This is a genomic window from Microbacterium sp., from assembly GCF_031180975.1.
Taxonomy (GTDB): Bacteria; Actinomycetota; Actinomycetes; order Actinomycetales; family Microbacteriaceae; genus Microbacterium.
On record NZ_JAPSLI010000004.1, the window covers coordinates 99,965 to 116,857 of the forward strand.

15 protein-coding genes and 1 tRNA gene are annotated in these 16,893 nt (G+C 70.6%); 4 read left to right on the plus strand and 12 right to left on the minus strand.

All coding sequences use genetic code 11. The features are described 5' to 3' along the window. Window positions 1–4 precede the first annotated feature (4 nt). The 3 genes from RIF65_RS07065 (at window position 5) to RIF65_RS07075 (ending at window position 1,444) form a co-directional block, all read left to right on the plus strand. Window positions 5–406: a DUF1801 domain-containing protein gene (locus RIF65_RS07065; RefSeq protein ID WP_309065410.1), complete on the plus strand. Its 402-nt coding sequence runs from the start codon at window positions 5–7 to the stop codon at window positions 404–406. Between the two features lie 52 nt (window positions 407–458). Then, window positions 459–535: transfer RNA gene (locus RIF65_RS07070), tRNA-Pro, on the plus strand. 135 nt (window positions 536–670) lie between these two features. Continuing rightward, window positions 671–1,444, plus strand: a complete 774-nt coding sequence (locus tag RIF65_RS07075) for an HAD-IIB family hydrolase (RefSeq protein WP_309065411.1) — start codon at window positions 671–673, stop codon at window positions 1,442–1,444. A 34-nt stretch (window positions 1,445–1,478) separates the two neighbouring features. Here the strand turns inward: RIF65_RS07075 and RIF65_RS07080 are convergent, their stop codons facing one another. The 12 genes from RIF65_RS07080 to RIF65_RS07135 all read right to left on the minus strand — a co-directional run bounded on the left by RIF65_RS07080 (window position 1,479) and on the right by RIF65_RS07135 (window position 15,988). Beyond that, window positions 1,479–2,738 carry an alpha-hydroxy acid oxidase gene (locus tag RIF65_RS07080; RefSeq protein ID WP_309065412.1) on the minus strand — a complete coding sequence of 420 codons (1,260 nt, stop codon included), beginning with the start codon at window positions 2,736–2,738 and terminating at the stop codon, window positions 1,479–1,481. Between the two features lie 17 nt (window positions 2,739–2,755). Continuing rightward, window positions 2,756–3,499 carry a FadR/GntR family transcriptional regulator gene (locus RIF65_RS07085; protein ID WP_309065413.1) on the minus strand — a complete coding sequence of 248 codons (744 nt, stop codon included), beginning with the start codon at window positions 3,497–3,499 and terminating at the stop codon, window positions 2,756–2,758. Window positions 3,500–3,583: 84 nt separating this feature from the next. Further along, window positions 3,584–4,246 carry a thymidine kinase gene (locus RIF65_RS07090; RefSeq protein ID WP_309065414.1) on the minus strand — a complete coding sequence of 221 codons (663 nt, stop codon included), beginning with the start codon at window positions 4,244–4,246 and terminating at the stop codon, window positions 3,584–3,586. 244 nt (window positions 4,247–4,490) lie between these two features. Then, window positions 4,491–5,879: an allantoinase AllB gene (gene allB / locus RIF65_RS07095; protein ID WP_309065415.1), complete on the minus strand. Its 1,389-nt coding sequence runs from the start codon at window positions 5,877–5,879 to the stop codon at window positions 4,491–4,493. A gap of 26 nt (window positions 5,880–5,905) precedes the next feature. Continuing rightward, window positions 5,906–7,039: a glycerate kinase gene (locus RIF65_RS07100; RefSeq protein WP_309065416.1), complete on the minus strand. Its 1,134-nt coding sequence runs from the start codon at window positions 7,037–7,039 to the stop codon at window positions 5,906–5,908. A gap of 16 nt (window positions 7,040–7,055) precedes the next feature. After that, complete coding sequence (gene gcl, locus RIF65_RS07105) at window positions 7,056–8,843, minus strand: glyoxylate carboligase (protein WP_309065417.1); 1,788 nt, start codon at window positions 8,841–8,843, stop codon at window positions 7,056–7,058. Between the two features lie 119 nt (window positions 8,844–8,962). Next, window positions 8,963–9,880 carry a 2-hydroxy-3-oxopropionate reductase gene (locus RIF65_RS07110; RefSeq protein WP_309065518.1) on the minus strand — a complete coding sequence of 306 codons (918 nt, stop codon included), beginning with the start codon at window positions 9,878–9,880 and terminating at the stop codon, window positions 8,963–8,965. Then, entirely contained in the window at window positions 9,877–10,680 is an 804-nt protein-coding gene (locus RIF65_RS07115) for a hydroxypyruvate isomerase family protein (protein ID WP_309065418.1), read from the minus strand. The genes RIF65_RS07110 and RIF65_RS07115 overlap by 4 nt, the downstream gene beginning before the upstream one ends. A gap of 154 nt (window positions 10,681–10,834) precedes the next feature. Further along, window positions 10,835–11,662, minus strand: coding sequence for a bifunctional allantoicase/(S)-ureidoglycine aminohydrolase (locus tag RIF65_RS07120; RefSeq protein ID WP_309065419.1), 828 nt, complete (start codon window positions 11,660–11,662; stop codon window positions 10,835–10,837). Between the two features lie 10 nt (window positions 11,663–11,672). Beyond that, a complete protein-coding gene (locus tag RIF65_RS07125; protein ID WP_309065420.1) occupies window positions 11,673–12,953 on the minus strand; it encodes a DUF6986 family protein in 1,281 nt (426 codons plus the stop codon). Then, on the minus strand, window positions 12,950–14,551 hold the full coding sequence (aceB, locus tag RIF65_RS07130) for a malate synthase A (protein ID WP_309065421.1): 1,602 nt from the start codon (window positions 14,549–14,551) through the stop codon (window positions 12,950–12,952). The genes RIF65_RS07125 and aceB overlap by 4 nt, the downstream gene beginning before the upstream one ends. Before the next feature lie 15 nt (window positions 14,552–14,566). After that, complete coding sequence (locus RIF65_RS07135; RefSeq protein ID WP_309065422.1) at window positions 14,567–15,988, minus strand: NAD-dependent malic enzyme; 1,422 nt, start codon at window positions 15,986–15,988, stop codon at window positions 14,567–14,569. Between the two features lie 146 nt (window positions 15,989–16,134). On the opposite strand from RIF65_RS07135, the gene RIF65_RS07140 reads away from it, so the two are divergent. Then, window positions 16,135–16,893, plus strand: a complete 759-nt coding sequence (locus RIF65_RS07140) for an IclR family transcriptional regulator (RefSeq protein WP_309065423.1) — start codon at window positions 16,135–16,137, stop codon at window positions 16,891–16,893.

Consider the following 16,893-nt stretch of genomic DNA (forward strand, 5'->3'; position numbering starts at 1 on the left):
CGGCATGGCTGAAGGCATCATCACGTCGGACGATGCAGCGCTTCGCCGCGTCCTGGAGTCGTTCCCGGATCCGATCCCCGCACTCACTCTCGCCTCCCGCGAACTGATCTTCGACGTGCTTCCGCAGACCGTCGAGGTCGTCTGGCCCCGGCAGCGGACAGCGGGCTACGGCACCGGTCCGAAGAAGATGACGGAGCACTTCTCGTGGCTGGCTCCATACCAACGGCACCTGGTGTTCGGCTTCTTCTACGGCGCGGAGCTGCCCGACCCGGATGGCCTGCTCGAGGGCACCGGACGGCTGCTTCGTCACGTCAAGATCCGCACCGGGGCCGACCTGGAGCGCCCCGAGCTGCGGCGTCTGCTGGAGGTCGCCATCACGCACCGGGTGCCGCCGCCCGCCGGCTGAGTCCGATTCGGCGATCCGTCTCTTCTTCCGATAGACTCGGAGGGTTGCAAAACGGGGTGTGGCGCAGCTTGGTAGCGCGCTTCGTTCGGGACGAAGAGGCCGCAGGTTCAAATCCTGTCACCCCGACCAGAATGACTGAGAGCCGATCCTTTGGATCGGCTCTCAGTCGTTCACCCAGCGCCACCACAGCCCTGGCCCGTGCTCCTCGCGCTGGTCTCCCGCGTCGCACACCGACCTCGACGCGCCGTCTAGTCTGGAAGGATCATGACCTCTCCTCGTCTCGTCGCCTTCGACCTGGATGACACGCTCGCCCCCTCGAAGGGGCAGATCGACCCCCGCATCGCCGGCCTGCTGCGCGCCCTGTTGCGGCGCGTCGAGGTGGCTGTGATCTCCGGCGGCAACGAGGAACAGTTCCGCACGCAGGTGGTCGCCCGGCTCGCCGACGCCCCGGCAGCCGAACTCGGGCGCCTGCACCTGCTGCCGACGTGCGGCACCCGCTACCTGCGCCACGACGGAACAGGGTTCACCGCCGTCTACGCGCACGACCTCACCGACGACGAGAAGACGGCCGCCATGACGGCGCTCCGCGAGGAAGCGAACCGGCTCGGCCTGTGGGAAGCGGAGCCCTGGGGCGACATCCTCGAGGATCGCGGTTCGCAGGTGACGTTCTCGGCGCTGGGGCAGCGCGCGCCGCGTGAGGCCAAGCACGCCTGGGACCCCGACGGCGCGAAGCGCGCCGCGCTGCGGGATGCCGTCGCCGCACGCCTCCCTGGGCTCGAGGTGCGCTCCGGCGGCTCGACATCGATCGACATCACCCGTGCCGGCATCGACAAGGCCTACGGCATGCAGCAGCTGGCGACACACACCGGCATTCCGCTCACCGAGATGCTGTTCTTCGGCGACCGGCTCGACGAAGGCGGCAACGACTACCCGGTGCTGGCGATCGGCGTGCCCTGCGTGGCCGTCGACGGCTGGGAGGACACCGCCGACAAGCTCGACGCGCTGCTCGAGACGCTGCCGGAGCCGGTCACCCGCTGACCGGCATCCGGGGCGGGCGACCGGTGAGCCGCCGTCAGCCCGCCGCGACGCGGGTGGCCTCGCCGGACACCGGCACGAGCCGCGCCAGTTGCGTGACGTGCTTCGGCTGCAGTTCCGCCAGCGACGACACCCCGAGCAGGCGCATGGTGCGCTCGATCTCGGTGCGCAGGATCTCGATGGCCCGGTCCACGCCCTGACGACCGCCCGCCATCAACCCGTACAGGTAGGCACGGCCGATCAGCGTGAAGTCGGCGCCGAGGGCGACGGATGCCACGATGTCGGCACCGTTCATGATGCCGGTGTCGATCATCACGGTGAAGTCGTCGCCGACGGCGCGACGCACCTGCGGCAGCAGGTGGAACGGGATCGGTGCGCGGTCGAGCTGACGGCCGCCGTGGTTGGACAGCACGATGCCGTCCACGCCGGCGTCCTTGAGGCGTACGGAGTCCTCGACGTTCTGCACGCCCTTGACGACCAGCTTGCCCGGCCACAGGTCGCGGATCACGTCCAGGTCGTCGAAGCTGATGGTGGGGTCCATGGCGGCATCCAGCAGCTCACCCACGGTGCCGCCGGTCGAGCTCAGCGACGCGAACTCGAGCTTCGGGGTGGTGAGGAAGTCGAACCACCACCACGGCCGCGGGATCGCGTTGATGATCGTCCCCAGCGTCAGCTGCGGCGGGATGGAGAAGCCGTTGCGCTTGTCCCGCAGCCGGGCGCCGGCCACCGGCGTGTCGACCGTGAACATGAGCGTGTCGAAGCCCGCGTCGGCGGCGCGCCGGGTGAGTTCGTACGAGATCTCACGGTCGCGCATCACGTACAGCTGGAACCAGTTCCGCCCGTACGGGTTCGCCGCCTTCACACCCTCGATCGAGGTCGTGCCGAGCGTGGACAGGGTGAACGGGATGCCTGCGGCGCCGGCGGCCCCGGCACCCGCCACCTCGCCCTCGGTCTGCATCAGCCGGGTGAACCCGGTGGGGGCGATGCCGAACGGCAGGGCCGCCGGCCCGCCCAGAATCTCGGTGCTGGTGTCGACGGAGGGAGCGGGCGCGAGGATGCCGGGGTGGAACTCGACATCCTCGAACGCCTGACGCGCACGGGCGAGCGACAACTCCCCCTCGGCGGCGCCGTCGGTGTAGTCGAACGCCGCCTTCGGGGTGCGGCGCTTGGCGACGGCGCGAAGGTCGGCGATTGTCAGCGCCGACTGCAGACGGCGCTTGCGGCCGTTCAGCTCAGGGGTCTTGAACTTCATCAGCTCGAACAGCTCGGCGGGGCGGGGCAGCTGGCGCTGGACCATGGCGTCCTCTCAGTGTGTCAGTCGGTGCGGACCGGACGGGTGTCCGGCACGAGGCCTGCGGCGGTGTAATAGCCGGTGATGTGCCGGCGGACCAGGTCGCGGGCGGCGTCCGCCCTGCCCTGGCCGATCGCGTCCACGATCGCGCGGTGCTCGGCGCGCAGCCGGTCGGCCATGGCGGCCCAATCCTCGATGCGCGCGGCACCCTCCAGCACGTACGACTCGATGGAGGTGCGCAGCCCCGCCATCATCGCGGCGATGACGGTGTTGCCGGTGGCCTCCGACAGCGACAGGTGCAGCTGGGCGTCGAGGGCGAGGAACTCGGCGGCCGTGAGGGCGGCGTCATCCATGGCGTGCAGGACGTCATGCGCCGCGGCGAGGTCGCTCTGCGGGTTCCCGGCGAGGTCGGCCGCGACGGCGTCCTCGAGGACGAGGCGGGTCCGCACCACATCGCCGAGCGGGAAGCCCTGGGCGGCCACCTGGAGGCGCAGCAGCGCCGACATCCCGCCGGTCGGTGTGGCGATGACGATGGCGCCCGCCTGCGGCCCCGATCCGGTGGCGGTGCGGATCAGGCCCATCACTTCGAGCACCCGGAGCGCCTCGCGCACGCTGGAGCGGCCGACGCCGAGGTCGGCGGCGAGGTCGCGCTCCGAGGGCAGCCGGTCGCCGGGGCCGAGCACGCCGTCGAGCAGGTCGCGTTCGACCCGCTCCAGCACAGTGCGCCAGGCGCGCTGCGACGCGCGTGCGGGGCTGCTCTGCGGCATCCGTCCTCCTGTGGTCCGACCACAGGGTAGCGCGATGTGGTCAGACCACGCAACCGCGCTGGCCCGGTGCGGAACGCGAGAGCATCAGCCGAGCCGACCGCCGGACTCGTCGAGATAGCAGTGACCGCACAGCGATTCGTATGTCACCACGCTGGGCGTGCCGGCGACGCCGTCGGGTTCCCCGGCTCCGTCGATCGCGACCTGGTCGCCGGCGAACACGAAACGGCCGCCCACGATGCGGCCGTTGAACACCGCTTTGCGCCCGCAGCGGCAGATCGTCTTCAGCTCTTCGAGACTGTGCGCGATCGCCAGCAGCCGCGCCGAGCCGGGGAACGCGTGGGTGCGGAAATCATTGCGGATGCCGTACGCCATCACCGGGATGCCGTCCAGCACGGCGATGCGGAACAGGTCGTCGATCTGCTCCGGTGTCAGGAACTGCGCCTCGTCGACGAGCAGGCAGGCGACGTCGATCGGGTCACCGGGCAGCAGCGCGCTCTCCCCCTCGCGCAGGACACGGTCGCGCTCGGCCTGGAACAGTCCGCGGGCGGCGTCGTCAGGGCCGATGAGGAAGTCGACCTGGCGGGTGACGCCCAGCCGGCTCTCGATCTGCCCGGCACCCTTGGTGTCGATGGCGGGCTTCGCCAGCAGCACCCGCTGACCGCGCTCCTCGTAGTTGTAGGCGGCCTGCAGCAGCGCGGTCGACTTGCCGGAGTTCATCGCGCCGTAGCGGAAGTACAGTTTGGCCACCGGTCGAGTGTAGTGCGCTCCTCGCGTCGGAGTTTCGGCCCCTCGACGTGGCCCCCTCGACGTGGCCCCTCGACGGGTTTGGGCCCACCTCGACGGGTTTGGGGCCACCTCGACGGGTTTGGGCCCACCTCGACGGGTTTGGGGCGGGATTTCGCGTTTGGGGCGGTTGTCAACCGCCCCAAACGCGAGAATCCGCCCCAAACGGGCCTGAAAAGGGGAGGGAGTGAGGGAGAGAGTGCCCCGGTCAGTCGATCATGCCGCGACGGAGCAGGCGGCCCCGGGGCGTGACGCCGTCGACGACCTCGCCGTGCAGGTACGTGCGGCGGACCACACCGGCGAGTGCCCGCCCGGCGTAGGGCGTGATCGGGTTGCGGTGATGCAGCTTCGACACGTCCACGACGAACGCGTCGTCGGCGGCGAACACGGCCAGGTCGGCGTCGTAGCCGGGCGCGATGCGCCCCTTGCCGGTGAGCCCGGCGAACTGGGCAGGCCGCTCGCTCATCCACGAGACGACCGTCTCGAGGTCCAGTCCGCGGTGGCGCGCCTCGGTCCACATCAGCGACAGCCCCAGCTGCAGCGAGGAGACGCCACCCCAGGCCACGGCGAAGTCGCCGTTCTCGAGGTCCTTGAGGTCGAGCGTGGAGGGCGAGTGGTCCGACACCACGAAATCGATCGTGCCGTCGATGAGCCCTTCCCACAGCAGCTCGCGGTTGCCGGCCTCGCGGATCGGCGGGCAGCACTTGTACTGCGTGCCGCCGACCGGGATCTCCTCCGCCGTGAGCGTGAGGTAGTGCGGGCAGGTCTCCACGGTGAGGCGGACGCCGTCGTTCTTCGCGCTGCGGATCATCGCCAGCGCGTCGGACGACGACAGGTGCAGGATGTGCGCCCTGGCACCGGTCCAGCGGGCGCGCTCGATGACCTCGGCGATCGCGATGTTCTCGGCGCCGCGCGGGCGGGAGGCGAGGAACTTGGCGTAGTCGTCGCCCTCCGGCGACGGCGCGCGGTCGATGGCCCTGGAGTCCTCGGCGTGCACGAGCATGACGGAGTCGAAGGACGCCAGCTCGCGCATGTCGTGCTCCATCTCGTCCGCGTCGAGCGGCGGGAACTCGTCGACGCCCGAGTGCAGCAGGAAGCACTTGAACCCGAACACGCCGTCGTCGTGAAGGCTGCGCAGCTCGGCGGTGTTGCCGGGCACCGCGCCGCCCCAGAACCCGACGTCGACGTGCACCTGCTCGCGGGCGACGGCGCGCTTCTCCTCCAGCGCGGGGACGTCGATCGTCGGCGGGATGCTGTTCAGCGGCATGTCCACGATCGTGGTGACGCCACCGGCGGCGGCCGCGCGGGTGGCGGACGCGAAGCCCTCCCACTCGGTGCGGCCCGGTTCGTTCACGTGCACGTGGGTGTCGACGAGGCCAGGGATGAGGGTCTCGTCGTCGGCGAGTTCGACGACCTCGTCGCCCTCGAGGTTGTTGCCGAGCGGCTGCAGCGCGACGATCACGCCGTCGCGCACTCCGACCTCGCGCGGGCGGATGCCGGAGGTGGTGAGCACCCGCTGCCCGCGGATGACGAGGTCGTAGCGCTCCTGGGGGAGGACGGAGACGCGGTCCTGGTCCTGTTCGGTCTGCGACGACACGGTCGCTCCTTTCGAATGGTCTCTGATCAGTGTCGCGGACTCACCGCGAGATGTCGCGCCGCGATGTCGCGGCCGATGGCCCGGAGATGCAGCGCGGCGTCGCGGATGCTGGATGCGGTGTCCACGGCGCGGTCGCTGGTGGCGAGGCAGTCGGCGAAGCCGGCCTGCCGCCAGCGCTGCTCATCGAGCAGAGTGCGGCCGCACACGGCGACGACCCGCACCCCCGCGGTCGCCGCCGTGCGCGCCACCCCGATGGGTGTCTTCCCACCGAGGCTCTGTTCGTCCAGCGAGCCCTCCCCTGTCACGACGAGGTCCGCCCCCCGCAGACGCTCGGCGAGACGGGTGAGCTCGAGGACGACATCCACGCCGGCTCGGCGGCTGGCGCCCAGCGCCGCCAGCGCACCGAAACCGACGCCTCCCGCCGCCCCAGCACCGGCGAGATCCCGCGCCGCGACACCGGATGCCGCCTCCAGCGCGTCCGCGAAGACGGCCAGTGCGGCGTCGAGCAGCTCGACGTCCTCCGGCGAGGCGCCCTTCTGCGGGCCGAAGACTCGCGCGGCACCGTGCGCCCCCAGCAGCGGGTGGTCCACGTCGCTGGCGAGCACGATCTCGGCATCCGCGAGCCGCGGGTCGAGGCCGGTCAGGTCGACTCGGCGCACGCTGCCGAGCGCTCCCCCACCATCCGGCACGTCGTTGCCGTGCGCGTCGAGCAGACGTGCACCCAGCGCCGCCAGCATCCCGGCGCCGCCGTCGGTGCTCGCAGAGCCGCCCACGGCGAGCACGATACGCCGGGCGCCGTGAGCGAGGGCGGCGGCGATCAGCTCGCCCGTGCCGCGCGACGACGCGCGCAGCGCGTCCCGCTCCGCCGGTGGCAGCAGCTCCAGGCCGGATGCCGCCGCCATCTCGATGACGGCGACGTCGTCCCGCTGCGCCCACGCGGCGGCCACGGGCGCACCCAGCGGCCCTGAGACCATGGCGACGTGCCGGGCGAACCCGTTCGCGACGGCCGCGTCGACCGTGCCCTCTCCGCCGTCGGCGGCGGGAGCGAGCTCGATCTCGGCATCCGGGAGGGCGTCGCGCAGACCGTCGGCGACGGCCTGCGCGACCTCCTCGGCGGACAGCGACCCCTTGAACTTGTCGGGGGCGATGACGATGCGCACGAGTGACCTCCGCGCGTCAGTCGAGCAGCGCGTAGACGGCCTCGGGCGCGTCCTCCGGCGTCACGGCGAGATCCTCGAACTCGTTCATGGTGTCGAGATCCGCACCCATGGCGATGTTGGTGACGCGCTCCAGGATGACCTCGACGACCACCGGCACCTGGTACTCGTCACGCAGGCGCTCCGCCTCGGCGAAGCCGGCGGCGAGGTCCTCGGGACGCTCCACCCGTAGCGCCTTGCAGCCCAGGCCCTCGGCGACCTTCACGTGGTCGACGCCGTAGCCGGTGGCAACACTGGAGGAGTCCTGCGGGGTGTTGATGTTGTCGAAGGCCAGCGAGACCTCGTAGTCCATCTCGAAGGCGCGCTGCGACTGGCGGATCAGGCCGAGGTAGCTGTTGTTCACCACGACGTGGATGTACGGCAGCTTGTGCTGCGCGCCGACGGCGAGCTCCTCGATCATGAACTGGAAGTCGTAGTCGCCGCTCAGCGCGACGACCTGCTCGCCCGGCTTGCCGCGGACGACACCGAGCGCGGCCGGCAGCGTCCAGCCCAGCGGGCCGGCCTGGCCGGCGTTGATCCACTGGCGAGGGCCGTACACGTGCAGCAGCTGCGCGCCGGCGATCTGCGACAGGCCGATCGTGGTGACGTAGGTGGTGTCGTGGCCGAACGCCGACAGCATCTCCTGGTAGACGCGGTGCGGCTTCATCGGGACGTTGTCGAAGTTGGTCTTGCGCAGCAGGCGCGCCTTGCGCCCGCGGCATTCCTCGGCCCAGGCGAAGTAGTCGGGCAGGGTCGTCACGCGCTCGCGGGCGACCTCGAGCAGCGCGTCGATGAACGCGCCCGCGTCGGAGACCACGCCGTAGTCGGGCGCGAACACGCGGCCGATCTGGGTGGGCTCGATGTCGACGTGCACGAAGGTGCGGCCGTTGCGGTAGGTATCCAGTCCCCCGGTGTGGCGGTTCGCCCAGCGGTTGCCGATGCCGAGCACGAAGTCCGACTCCAGGAAGCTGGCGTTGCCGTAGCGCTGCGAGGTCTGGATGCCGACCAGGCCGGCGGCGAGCGGGTGGTCGTCGGCGATCGCACCCCAGCCCATCAGGGTCGGGAAGACGGGCACGCCGAGCGTCTCGGCAAGCTCGACGAGCTTGGCGGAGGCACCGGAGTTCACGACGCCGCCACCGGCGATGATCGCCGGGTGCTTCGAGGCGATCAGCATGTCGAGCACCTTCTCGGCCTGCGCGCGCGTGGCGACGGGCTTGGCCACCGGCAGCGGCTCGTACGTGTCGATGTCGAACTCGATCTCGGTCATCTGCACGTCGAACGGCAGGTCGATCAGCACCGGGCCGGGGCGGCCGGAACGCATGATCTGGAAGGCGGTCTGGAAGACGCCGGGCACCTGGGCGCCCTCGAGCACCGTCTTGGAGAACTTCGTCACGGGCTTCGCGATCGAGGCGATGTCGACCGCCTGGAAGTCCTCCTTGTCGAGCTTGGCCACCGGCGCCTGGCCGGTGATGCACAGCATCGGGATGGAGTCGGCGATCGCGGCGTACAGGCCGGTGATCATGTCGGTGCCGGCGGGGCCGGAGGTGCCGATGCACACGCCGATGCGGCCGTCGCCGGTGCGGCTGTAGCCGTCGGCCATGTGCGAGGCGCCCTCGACGTGACGGGCGAGGGTGTGGCGGATGCCGCCGTTCTGACGCATCGCGTCGTAGAGCGGGTTGATGGCGGCGCCGGGAAGGCCGAACGCCTCCGTGGCGCCCTCCTTCACGAGGATCTGGACGATGGCGTCCACTGCGCGCATGCGAGTCATGGGAAGTCCTTTGTTCTTTCGGTCGTTGAGCGAGGAGCGGAGCGACGAGACGAAACGCGCTGGCGCCGTCTCGTCTCGCTCCGCTCGCTCGACGACCGGGAGGTGGGATCCGGTCCGCGTCAGTCGCGGCCGGAGAGTTCGGAGGTGAGCTTGAACAGCCCGGAGTGGTCGAGGCCGCCGTCGCCGCGGGCGACGAGGGCGTTCACGAGCTGAGCGACAGCGGAGCCGAGGGGGACGGTGACCCCGACGGAGCGCGCGGCGGAGGTGACGATGCCCAGATCCTTGTTGTGGAGGGCGAGACGGAAACCGGGGTCGAAGCTGCGGTCGAGCATCTTCTGCCCCTTCTGGTCGAGGACCTTCGACCCGGCGAGGCCTCCGCCGAGCACGGTGAGCGCTGCGGCGGTGTCGACCCCGAACGCCTCGAGGAAGACGATCGCCTCGCTGAGGGCCTGGATGTTCACGGCGACGATGAGCTGGTTGGCCGCCTTGACGGTCTGCCCGGCACCGGCGGGGCCGACGTGGACGATGGTCTTTCCGATGGCGTTCAGCACCGGCTCCGCCTTCGCGAAGTCGTCCGGGCTGCCGCCGACCATGATCGACAGGACGCCGTCGATGGCGCCCTGCTCGCCGCCGGACACGGGAGCGTCCACGGCGCCGAAACCGGCCGCGACGGCCTCCTCGGCGAGCTCCTTGGCGACGTCGGGGCGGATCGACGAGTTGTCGATCCACAGCGCACCGGGCTTCGCGTTGGCGAACACGCCGCCCTCACCGCGCACGACGCCCTCGACGTCGGGCGAATCGGGGACCATGGTGATGATGACGTCGGCGTCCTTCACGGCATCCGCGATGCTGGCGGCGCCATTGCCGCCAGCATCGACGAGCTTGTCGATCGGCTCCGTGCTGCGGTTGAAGCCGGTCACGTCGTAGCCGGCCTTGACGAGGTTCTTGGCCATGGGCAGGCCCATGATGCCGAGTCCGATGAACGCGATCCTGGTCATGTCGAGTGCCTTTCGGGTGTCCTGTGCGGGGGCGGTCAGTTGCGCGCGGCGGCGGTCGCGTCGAGCCAGGCGAACGGCGCGTCGCCGGTGGCCTTGTACTCCAGACCGACGCGGCCGTCGTAGCCGAGCTCGCGGCTGCGGTCGATCCAGGCCTGCAGCGGCAGGTCGCCGGTGCCGGGCTCACCGCGCCCGGGGGCGTCGGCGATCTGGATGTGGCCGAACTCGGCGGCGTGCGCCTCGATGACGGCCGGGACGTCGTCGCCGTTGACGGCGAGGTGGTAGAAGTCCGCGAGCAGGCGGATGTTGTCCACGCCGTGCTCGGTGCGGACGCGCTCGATGATCCGCAGCGCGTCGGCGGCGGTCTTCACCGGGTAGGCGTCGGCGCCGCTGACCGGCTCGAGCAGCACGACGCCGCCGATGCGGGCCACTGCCCGGCCGGCGATCGCGAGGTTCTCGACGGCCAGGTCGTCCTGCTCCTGCTCCGAGACGCCCTCCTGGCGCAGACCGTACAGGGCGTTGAACGCCTTGGTGTCGAGACGCTCGCCGATCGCGACGACGACGTCGACGTTGGCGCGGAACTCGTCCTCGCGACCGACCCAGGAGACCAGACCGCGGTCGCCTGCGGGCATGTCGCCGGCGAAGAAGTTGAGCCCGGTCAGCTGGACGCCGGCCTGCTCGATCGCGGCGACGAAGGCGTCGATCTCATCCTGCGCGGGAACGGCGCTCGCGAAGGGCCACCAGAACTCGACGGCGTCGAAGCCTGCGGCCTTGGCCGCGGCGGGACGCTCCAGGATCGGCAGCTCGGTCAGCAGAATCGAGGCGTTGACGGTGTAGCTCATGAGATCATCCTTGATTTCGAATCGTGGAAGAAAAGTTCCTTGTAATGAAAAGCGTACGGGCAGTCCCGGGATCGTGTCAACCCTGTGCATCGGGTTGCGCTGACGCGAAGACGCCGCCCGCACGAAGCGGACGGCGTCTTCATCGGCAGGGGGCTCAGGTGAGCTTGATCTGCCGGTTCATGTCCTTGTACAGCAGGTACCGGAAGGGCTCCGGACCGCCCGCATAGCAGGCCTGAGGACAGAACGCCCGCAACAGCATGTAGTCGCCCGCCTCGCATTCCACCCAGTCGTCGTTGAGGCGGTACACCGCTTTGCCCTGCAGCACGAAGAGGCCGTGCTCCATCACGTGCGTCTCGGCGAACGGGATCGACCCGCCCGGCTGGAAGGTCACGATGTTCACCTGCATGTCGTGCGCCATGTCGTTGGCGTCCGAGAAGCGGGTGGTGGCCCACACGTCGTCGGTGTCGGGCATCGAGACCGGCTCGATGTCCTTGTCACTCGTGACGAAGGACGCGGGGGCGTCGACGCCGTCGAGCCATTCGTACGCCTTGCGGATCCAGTGGAAGCTGGTGATCTCGTCGCCCTCGTTCGCGAGCGACCAGTTCGCGCCCGGGGCGAGGAACGCGTAGCCGCCCTCCTCGAGCACGTGCCGCTCGCCCTCGAGGGTGAGCGTCAGCCGGCCGGTGGTGACGAACACGACGCCTTCGACGCCGGCCTCCTGCTCGGGCTTCTGCGCGCCGCCACCGGGAGCGATCTCCACGATGAGCTGCGAGAACGTCGTCGCCGAGCTCGGCGTCGGCCGGGCGATGATCCACGCCCGGGTGTTCGTGAAGCCGGGGAGGCTGCTGGTGACGATGTCGCGCAGCACGCCCTTCGGGATGAACGTGTAGGCCAGCTTGACGACCGCACGGTCGGTGAGCAGGTCGGTCTGCGGCGGCAGACCGCCGGCGGGGGTGTAGTACGTGCGGGTGGTGGTGGGCATGGAGGTCCTCTCAGGAGCGTCGGGGGTGAGCCAGGGCGACGAGCGACGGCTCGTCGATGCCGACACGCTCGCGCAGTTCGTCGGCGGACACGGCACCGGACTGCACGCCGCGCACGAGGAACCCGGCGAGGGCGCGGGCCGTCGCCGGCTCGTCGAGGAAGCCGTCGGTGTTCTGCTGGACGTAGTTGCGCAGCCGGGTGGCGACGCCGTCCAGGCCGTCGCGGAAGAACGCGTAGCTGGCGATGAACCGGCTGGGCAGGTGGCCGGGGTGCAGGTCCCAGCCCTGGTAGTACGCCCGCTCCAGGGAGCGGCGCACCAGCCGCGCGTGCAACCGCCACGCGGCCCGCACCTGCTCGGCGTCGCCCGTGGGGATGACGTTCGTCGACCCGTCGCTGAGACGCACGCCGGTGCCGGCGACGGCCACCTGCATGACGGCCTTCGCGTGGTCGGCGGCCGGGTGCTCCATCGACTGGTAGGCCGCCGACACCCCGAGGGATGCCGAGTAGTCGTACGTGCCGTAGTGCAGCCCGGTGATGCGCCCCTCCCCCGCGTGCAGCAGCGTCGCCACCGGCGCCGTGCCGTCCGCGGCGAGGATGAGCTGCGGCGTCTCCACCTGCACCTCGAAGCCGAGGCGCCGCGGCGCGAGGCCGAGTCGCTCCTCGAGGCGGCCGAGCAGGGTCACCATGGTGCGCACCTGGTCGACCGTCGTCACCTTGGGCAGGGTGAGGATCAGCCCCTCCGGCAGCTCCCCACGGCCGGCGAGGGTCGTCAGGAACAGGTCGAGGGTGCGGATGCCGCGGCGCCGGGTCGGCGCCTCGAAGCACTTGAAGCGGATGCCGGCGAACGGCGGCGCGGTGCCGGCGGCCACGTCGTCGGCGAGCGCCTCGGCCGCCGCCACGACGGCGGCGTCCTCCGCCTCGTCGCCACGGTCGCCGAAGCCGTCCTCGAAGTCGATCCGCAGGTCCTCGATCGGCTCGGAGCGGAGCTTCGCCGCGACGCGGGAGGCGATGATCCCGGCATCCGCGGTCCCGCCGGTGAGCTCCTCGGCGAGCGAGTCGAGGCCGCCGGCCGCTTCCACGGCCTGCAGTGCCTCGGCACCCCACTCGCCGGCGATGCCCGCGCGGTAGCGGTCGCCCGGGATGTACACGGTGTGAATCGGCTGACGCGTGCCGGTGTCGCCCGGGTAGCTCTCCACGAGCAGCCGGTCGGTCGCGGCGAGCGCGGCGTCGGCGTCGGCGTAGTCACCGTCGTCGAGCGTGCCGGTGATGCCGATCGCTGCGGCGGCCGTCATCGGAGCACGACCTCTTCGTACGCCCCGTTGGTGAGGAAGTCGGAGTACTCCTCGGAGAGCACGATGTCGCGCACCAGACGGGAGGCGGGCAGGTAGAGGCGGTCGAAGTCGTCGTCGGAGACCTCTCCGCGCAGGCGCTCGACCTCCTCGTCCAGGATCCGCTCGACGAGGTCGCGGGTGACCGTCTCGCCGGTGTCGAGTGTGACGCCGTTGCGGATCTGCTGCCAGACCTGCGAGCGCGAGATCTCGGCCGTGGCCGCGTCCTCCATGAGGTTGTGGATCGCCACAGCACCGTTGCCACCCAGCCAGGCGGCGGTGTACGCCACGGCGACGTACAGGTTCATCCGCAGTCCCTCCAGGGTGGCCGAGCCGCCGGCCGAGCGCACGTCGAGCAGCTCGGGACCGTCGACCGACACGTCCGGGCGCTGGCGGTCGATCTGGTTCGGCTTGTCGCCGAGGACCGCGTCGAACACCTCACGGCACACCGGCACGAGGTCGGGGTGCGCCACCCAGGAGCCGTCGAAGCCGTCGCCGGCCTCACGCTGCTTGTCGGCGCGCACCTTCTCGATCGCCTGGGCGGTGATCTCGGGCTCGCGACGGTTCGGGATGAACGCGGCCATGCCGCCCATCGCGAACGCGCCGCGCTTGTGGCAGGTCTGCACCAGCAGCTCGGTGTAGGCGCGCATGAAGGGGGCGGTCATCTGCACCTGGGCACGGTCGGGGAGGGTGAACGCCTCGCCGGCGTCGCGGAAGTTCTTGATGATGCTGAACAGGTAGTCCCAGCGGCCGGCGTTGAGGCCGGAGGCGTGCGGGCGCAGCTCGTACAGGATCTCGTCCATCTCGAACGCCGCCGTGATGGTCTCGATCAGCACGGTCGCGCGGATCGTGCCCGCGGGGATGCCGAGCGCGTCCTCCGCATAGCTGAACACGTCGTTCCACAGGCGCGCCTCGAGGTGGCTCTCCATCTTCGGCAGGTAGTAGAACGGCCCCTGACCGGCATCCGAGAGCAGCTTGGCGTTGTGGAAGAAGTGCAGGCCGAAGTCGACCAGCGCGCCCACCGCGCTCTCCCCCTCGTAGCGGAGGTGACGCTCGGGCAGGTGCCAGCCGCGCGGGCGGACCACGACGACCGCGAGCGGGGCGTCGGTCCGGAGCGCGTACTCCTTGCCCTCCGGCGCCGTGTAGGAGAGGGTGCCGCGCGCGGCGTCCTTCAGATTGACCTGCGCGTCGATGACGTTGTGCCAGGTGGGGGCGGAGGCGTCCTCCAGGTCGGCCAGCCACACCTTGGCGCCGGAGTTGAGGGCATTGATCGCCATCTTGGCGGGGGTGGCGGGGCCGGTGATCTCGACGCGGCGGTCGCGCAGCGCGGCCGGCGGCTCCGGGACGCGCCAGTCGCCTGCGCGGACGTCGGCCGTCTCCGGCAGGAACCCGAGCGTGTGCGTGCGGGCGATCTCCTCGCGGCGCTCACGGCGGCGGCCGAGCAGTTCGGGCACGCGGCCGGCGAAGCGCTCGTGCAGCTCCTCGACGAACGCGAGGGCATCGGGGGTGAGGATCTCGTCCGCGCGAGCCGCGGGTGAGGGTGCGATGATCTCGATGGTCATGGTGGTGCTCCTGTCTCAGACCGCTGCGGCGGTCTCGTGCTGCTGGCGCTCGCGGTCGCGCTCGGCGACGGCGACGATCGCGTCCGCGACGTCGCGTGCGACATCGCGGTCGAACACGCTGGGGATGATGTAGCTCTCGTTGAGCTCCTCGTCGCTCACGTTGCTGCTGATCGCCGCGGCGGCCGCCACGAGCATCTCGGTCGTGACGTCGTTCACGCCGGCGTCGAGCAGCCCGCGGAACACGCCGGGGAACGCGAGGACGTTGTTGATCTGGTTCGGGTAGTCGCTGCGGCCGGTGGCGACCACCGCGGCGTGACGGCCGGCCTTGACCGGGTCGATCTCGGGGTCGGGGTTCGCGAGGGCGAACACGATGGAGCGGGGCGCCATCGTGGCGACGGCCTCCTCGGTGAGCACGTCGGGAGCACTCACGCCGATGAACACGTCCGCACCGGCGACGATCTCGTTCAGCGAGCCGGTCAGACCCTGCTCGTTGGTGTTCTCCGCGATCCAGCGGCGGTGCTCGTCTGCGTGCTCCTGACCGCGGGCGATGGCACCGTTGCGACCGGCCGCGACGATCTTGCGGACACCCGCGGCGAGCAGCAGCTGGATGACGGCGTGGCCGGCGGCGCCGACGCCCGAGACCACGACCTCGATGTCCTCGATCTTCTTGTCGACGACGCGCAGCGCGTTGTTGAGGGCGGCGAGCACGACGATGGCGGTGCCGTGCTGGTCGTCGTGGAACACCGGGATGTCGAGCTCCTCGCGCAGGCGTGCCTCGATCTCGAAGCAGCGAGGCGCGGCGATGTCCTCGAGGTTCACGCCGCCGTAGACCGGGGCGATGGCCTTCACGATCTTGACGATCTCGTCGGTGTCCTGGGTGTCGATGCAGACCGGCCAGGCGTCGACGTCCGCGAACTGCTTGAACAGGGCGGCCTTGCCCTCCATCACCGGCAGGGCGGCCGAGGGGCCGATGTTGCCCAGGCCCAGCACCGCAGAACCGTCGGTGACGACCGCGATGGTGTTGCGCTTCACGGTGAGATTGCGGGCCAGCTTCTCGTCGTCCGCGATGGCGCGGCAGACACGGGCCACACCGGGGGTGTAGGCGCGGGACAGGTCGTCGCGGTTGCGCAGCTCGACCTTCGGCACGACCTCGAGCTTGCCGCCGAGGTGGATGAGGAAGGTGCGGTCGCTGACGTGCTCGACGGTGACGCCCTGGATGCCGCGGATGGCGTCCGCGACGCTGTCCGCGTGCTCGGGGGACGAGGTGTTGGCGGTGACGTCCACCACCATGCGGTCGGCATGCGACTCGACGACGTCCAGGGCGGTGACCTGCCCGCCCGCGGCGCCGACGGCGGCCGCCAGTTCGCTGGTGACCTGGTAGCTCGAGGGCGCCTCGACGCGGACGGTGATTGAATATCCGGGACTGGGGTTGGCCATAGGATCCTCCTTGATCGGCGCAGGCCCGCCCGCCGATGCGGTTGAGACCTAGTTTTTCCACGAAGTGGAGTTTTGCTTCTACGTTGTGGAATGATTGTAGAACGAACGCGGATACGCCGCAACCGACTCCTTCAGGAGGAGAACCCATGACTGAACGGACCACGGGAGGCGTGCAGTCCGTCGAGCGCGCCTTCGAGCTCCTCGACCTGATGGCCGATGCCGGGGGGACGCAGACGCTCTCCGAACTGGCCAACCGCACCGAACTGCCCCCACCGACCATCCACCGGCTGCTGCGCACCCTCGTCGGCCGCGGATACGTGCGCCAGCTGCCCAACCGCCGGTACGCGCTCGGCCCTCGGCTCATCCGCCTCGGCGACGGCGCGAACCGCCAGCTCGGCCAGATCGCCGAACCCTATCTGGCCGACCTGGTGCGCACGCTGCAGGAGAGCGCGAACCTCGCGGTGCTCGACGGCGACATGGTGCTGTATGTCGCGCAGGTGCCCTCGCCGCACTCCGTACGCATGTTCACCGAGATCGGCCGCCGCGCGCACACCCACGACACCGGGGTCGGCAAGGCGATCCTGTCCCAGCTCGACGAGAACACCGTCCGCTCGATCGTGACGCGGGTGGGGATGCCGCGGGCGACCGAGCACAGCATCGGCGACCCCGATCAGCTGCTCGAGCACCTCAAGGACATCCGCCGCCGCGGCTACTCGATCGACGACAACGAGCAGGAGATCGGCGTGCGCTGCTACGCGGTGCCCATCCCCGGCGCCCCCACCCCCACCGCCGTCTCGGTGTCGGGGCCGCAGACCCGCGTCGACGAGGCCTTCGGCGAGCGCGCCGTGCCGCTGCTGCTCTCCGCGGCCGAGGCGATCGGCCGCGAGATGAGCCGCACCGCCTGA

Bases quoted from the DNA above. Each gene is read 5' to 3' on its own strand.
- RIF65_RS07065 (WP_309065410.1), top strand. From the start codon at position 5: ATGGCTGAAGGCATCATCACGTCGGACGATGCAGCGCTTCGCCGCGTC.
- RIF65_RS07075 (WP_309065411.1), top strand. From the start codon at position 671: ATGACCTCTCCTCGTCTCGTCGCCTTCGACCTGGATGACACGCTCGCC.
- RIF65_RS07080 (WP_309065412.1), bottom strand. From the start codon at position 2,738: ATGGTCCAGCGCCAGCTGCCCCGCCCCGCCGAGCTGTTCGAGCTGATG.
- RIF65_RS07085 (WP_309065413.1), bottom strand. From the start codon at position 3,499: ATGCCGCAGAGCAGCCCCGCACGCGCGTCGCAGCGCGCCTGGCGCACT.
- gcl (WP_309065417.1), bottom strand. From the start codon at position 8,843: ATGACTCGCATGCGCGCAGTGGACGCCATCGTCCAGATCCTCGTGAAG.
- RIF65_RS07115 (WP_309065418.1), bottom strand. From the start codon at position 10,680: ATGAGCTACACCGTCAACGCCTCGATTCTGCTGACCGAGCTGCCGATC.
- RIF65_RS07120 (WP_309065419.1), bottom strand. From the start codon at position 11,662: ATGCCCACCACCACCCGCACGTACTACACCCCCGCCGGCGGTCTGCCG.
- RIF65_RS07125 (WP_309065420.1), bottom strand. From the start codon at position 12,953: ATGACGGCCGCCGCAGCGATCGGCATCACCGGCACGCTCGACGACGGT.
- aceB (WP_309065421.1), bottom strand. From the start codon at position 14,551: ATGACCATCGAGATCATCGCACCCTCACCCGCGGCTCGCGCGGACGAG.
- RIF65_RS07135 (WP_309065422.1), bottom strand. From the start codon at position 15,988: ATGGCCAACCCCAGTCCCGGATATTCAATCACCGTCCGCGTCGAGGCG.
- RIF65_RS07140 (WP_309065423.1), top strand. From the start codon at position 16,135: ATGACTGAACGGACCACGGGAGGCGTGCAGTCCGTCGAGCGCGCCTTC.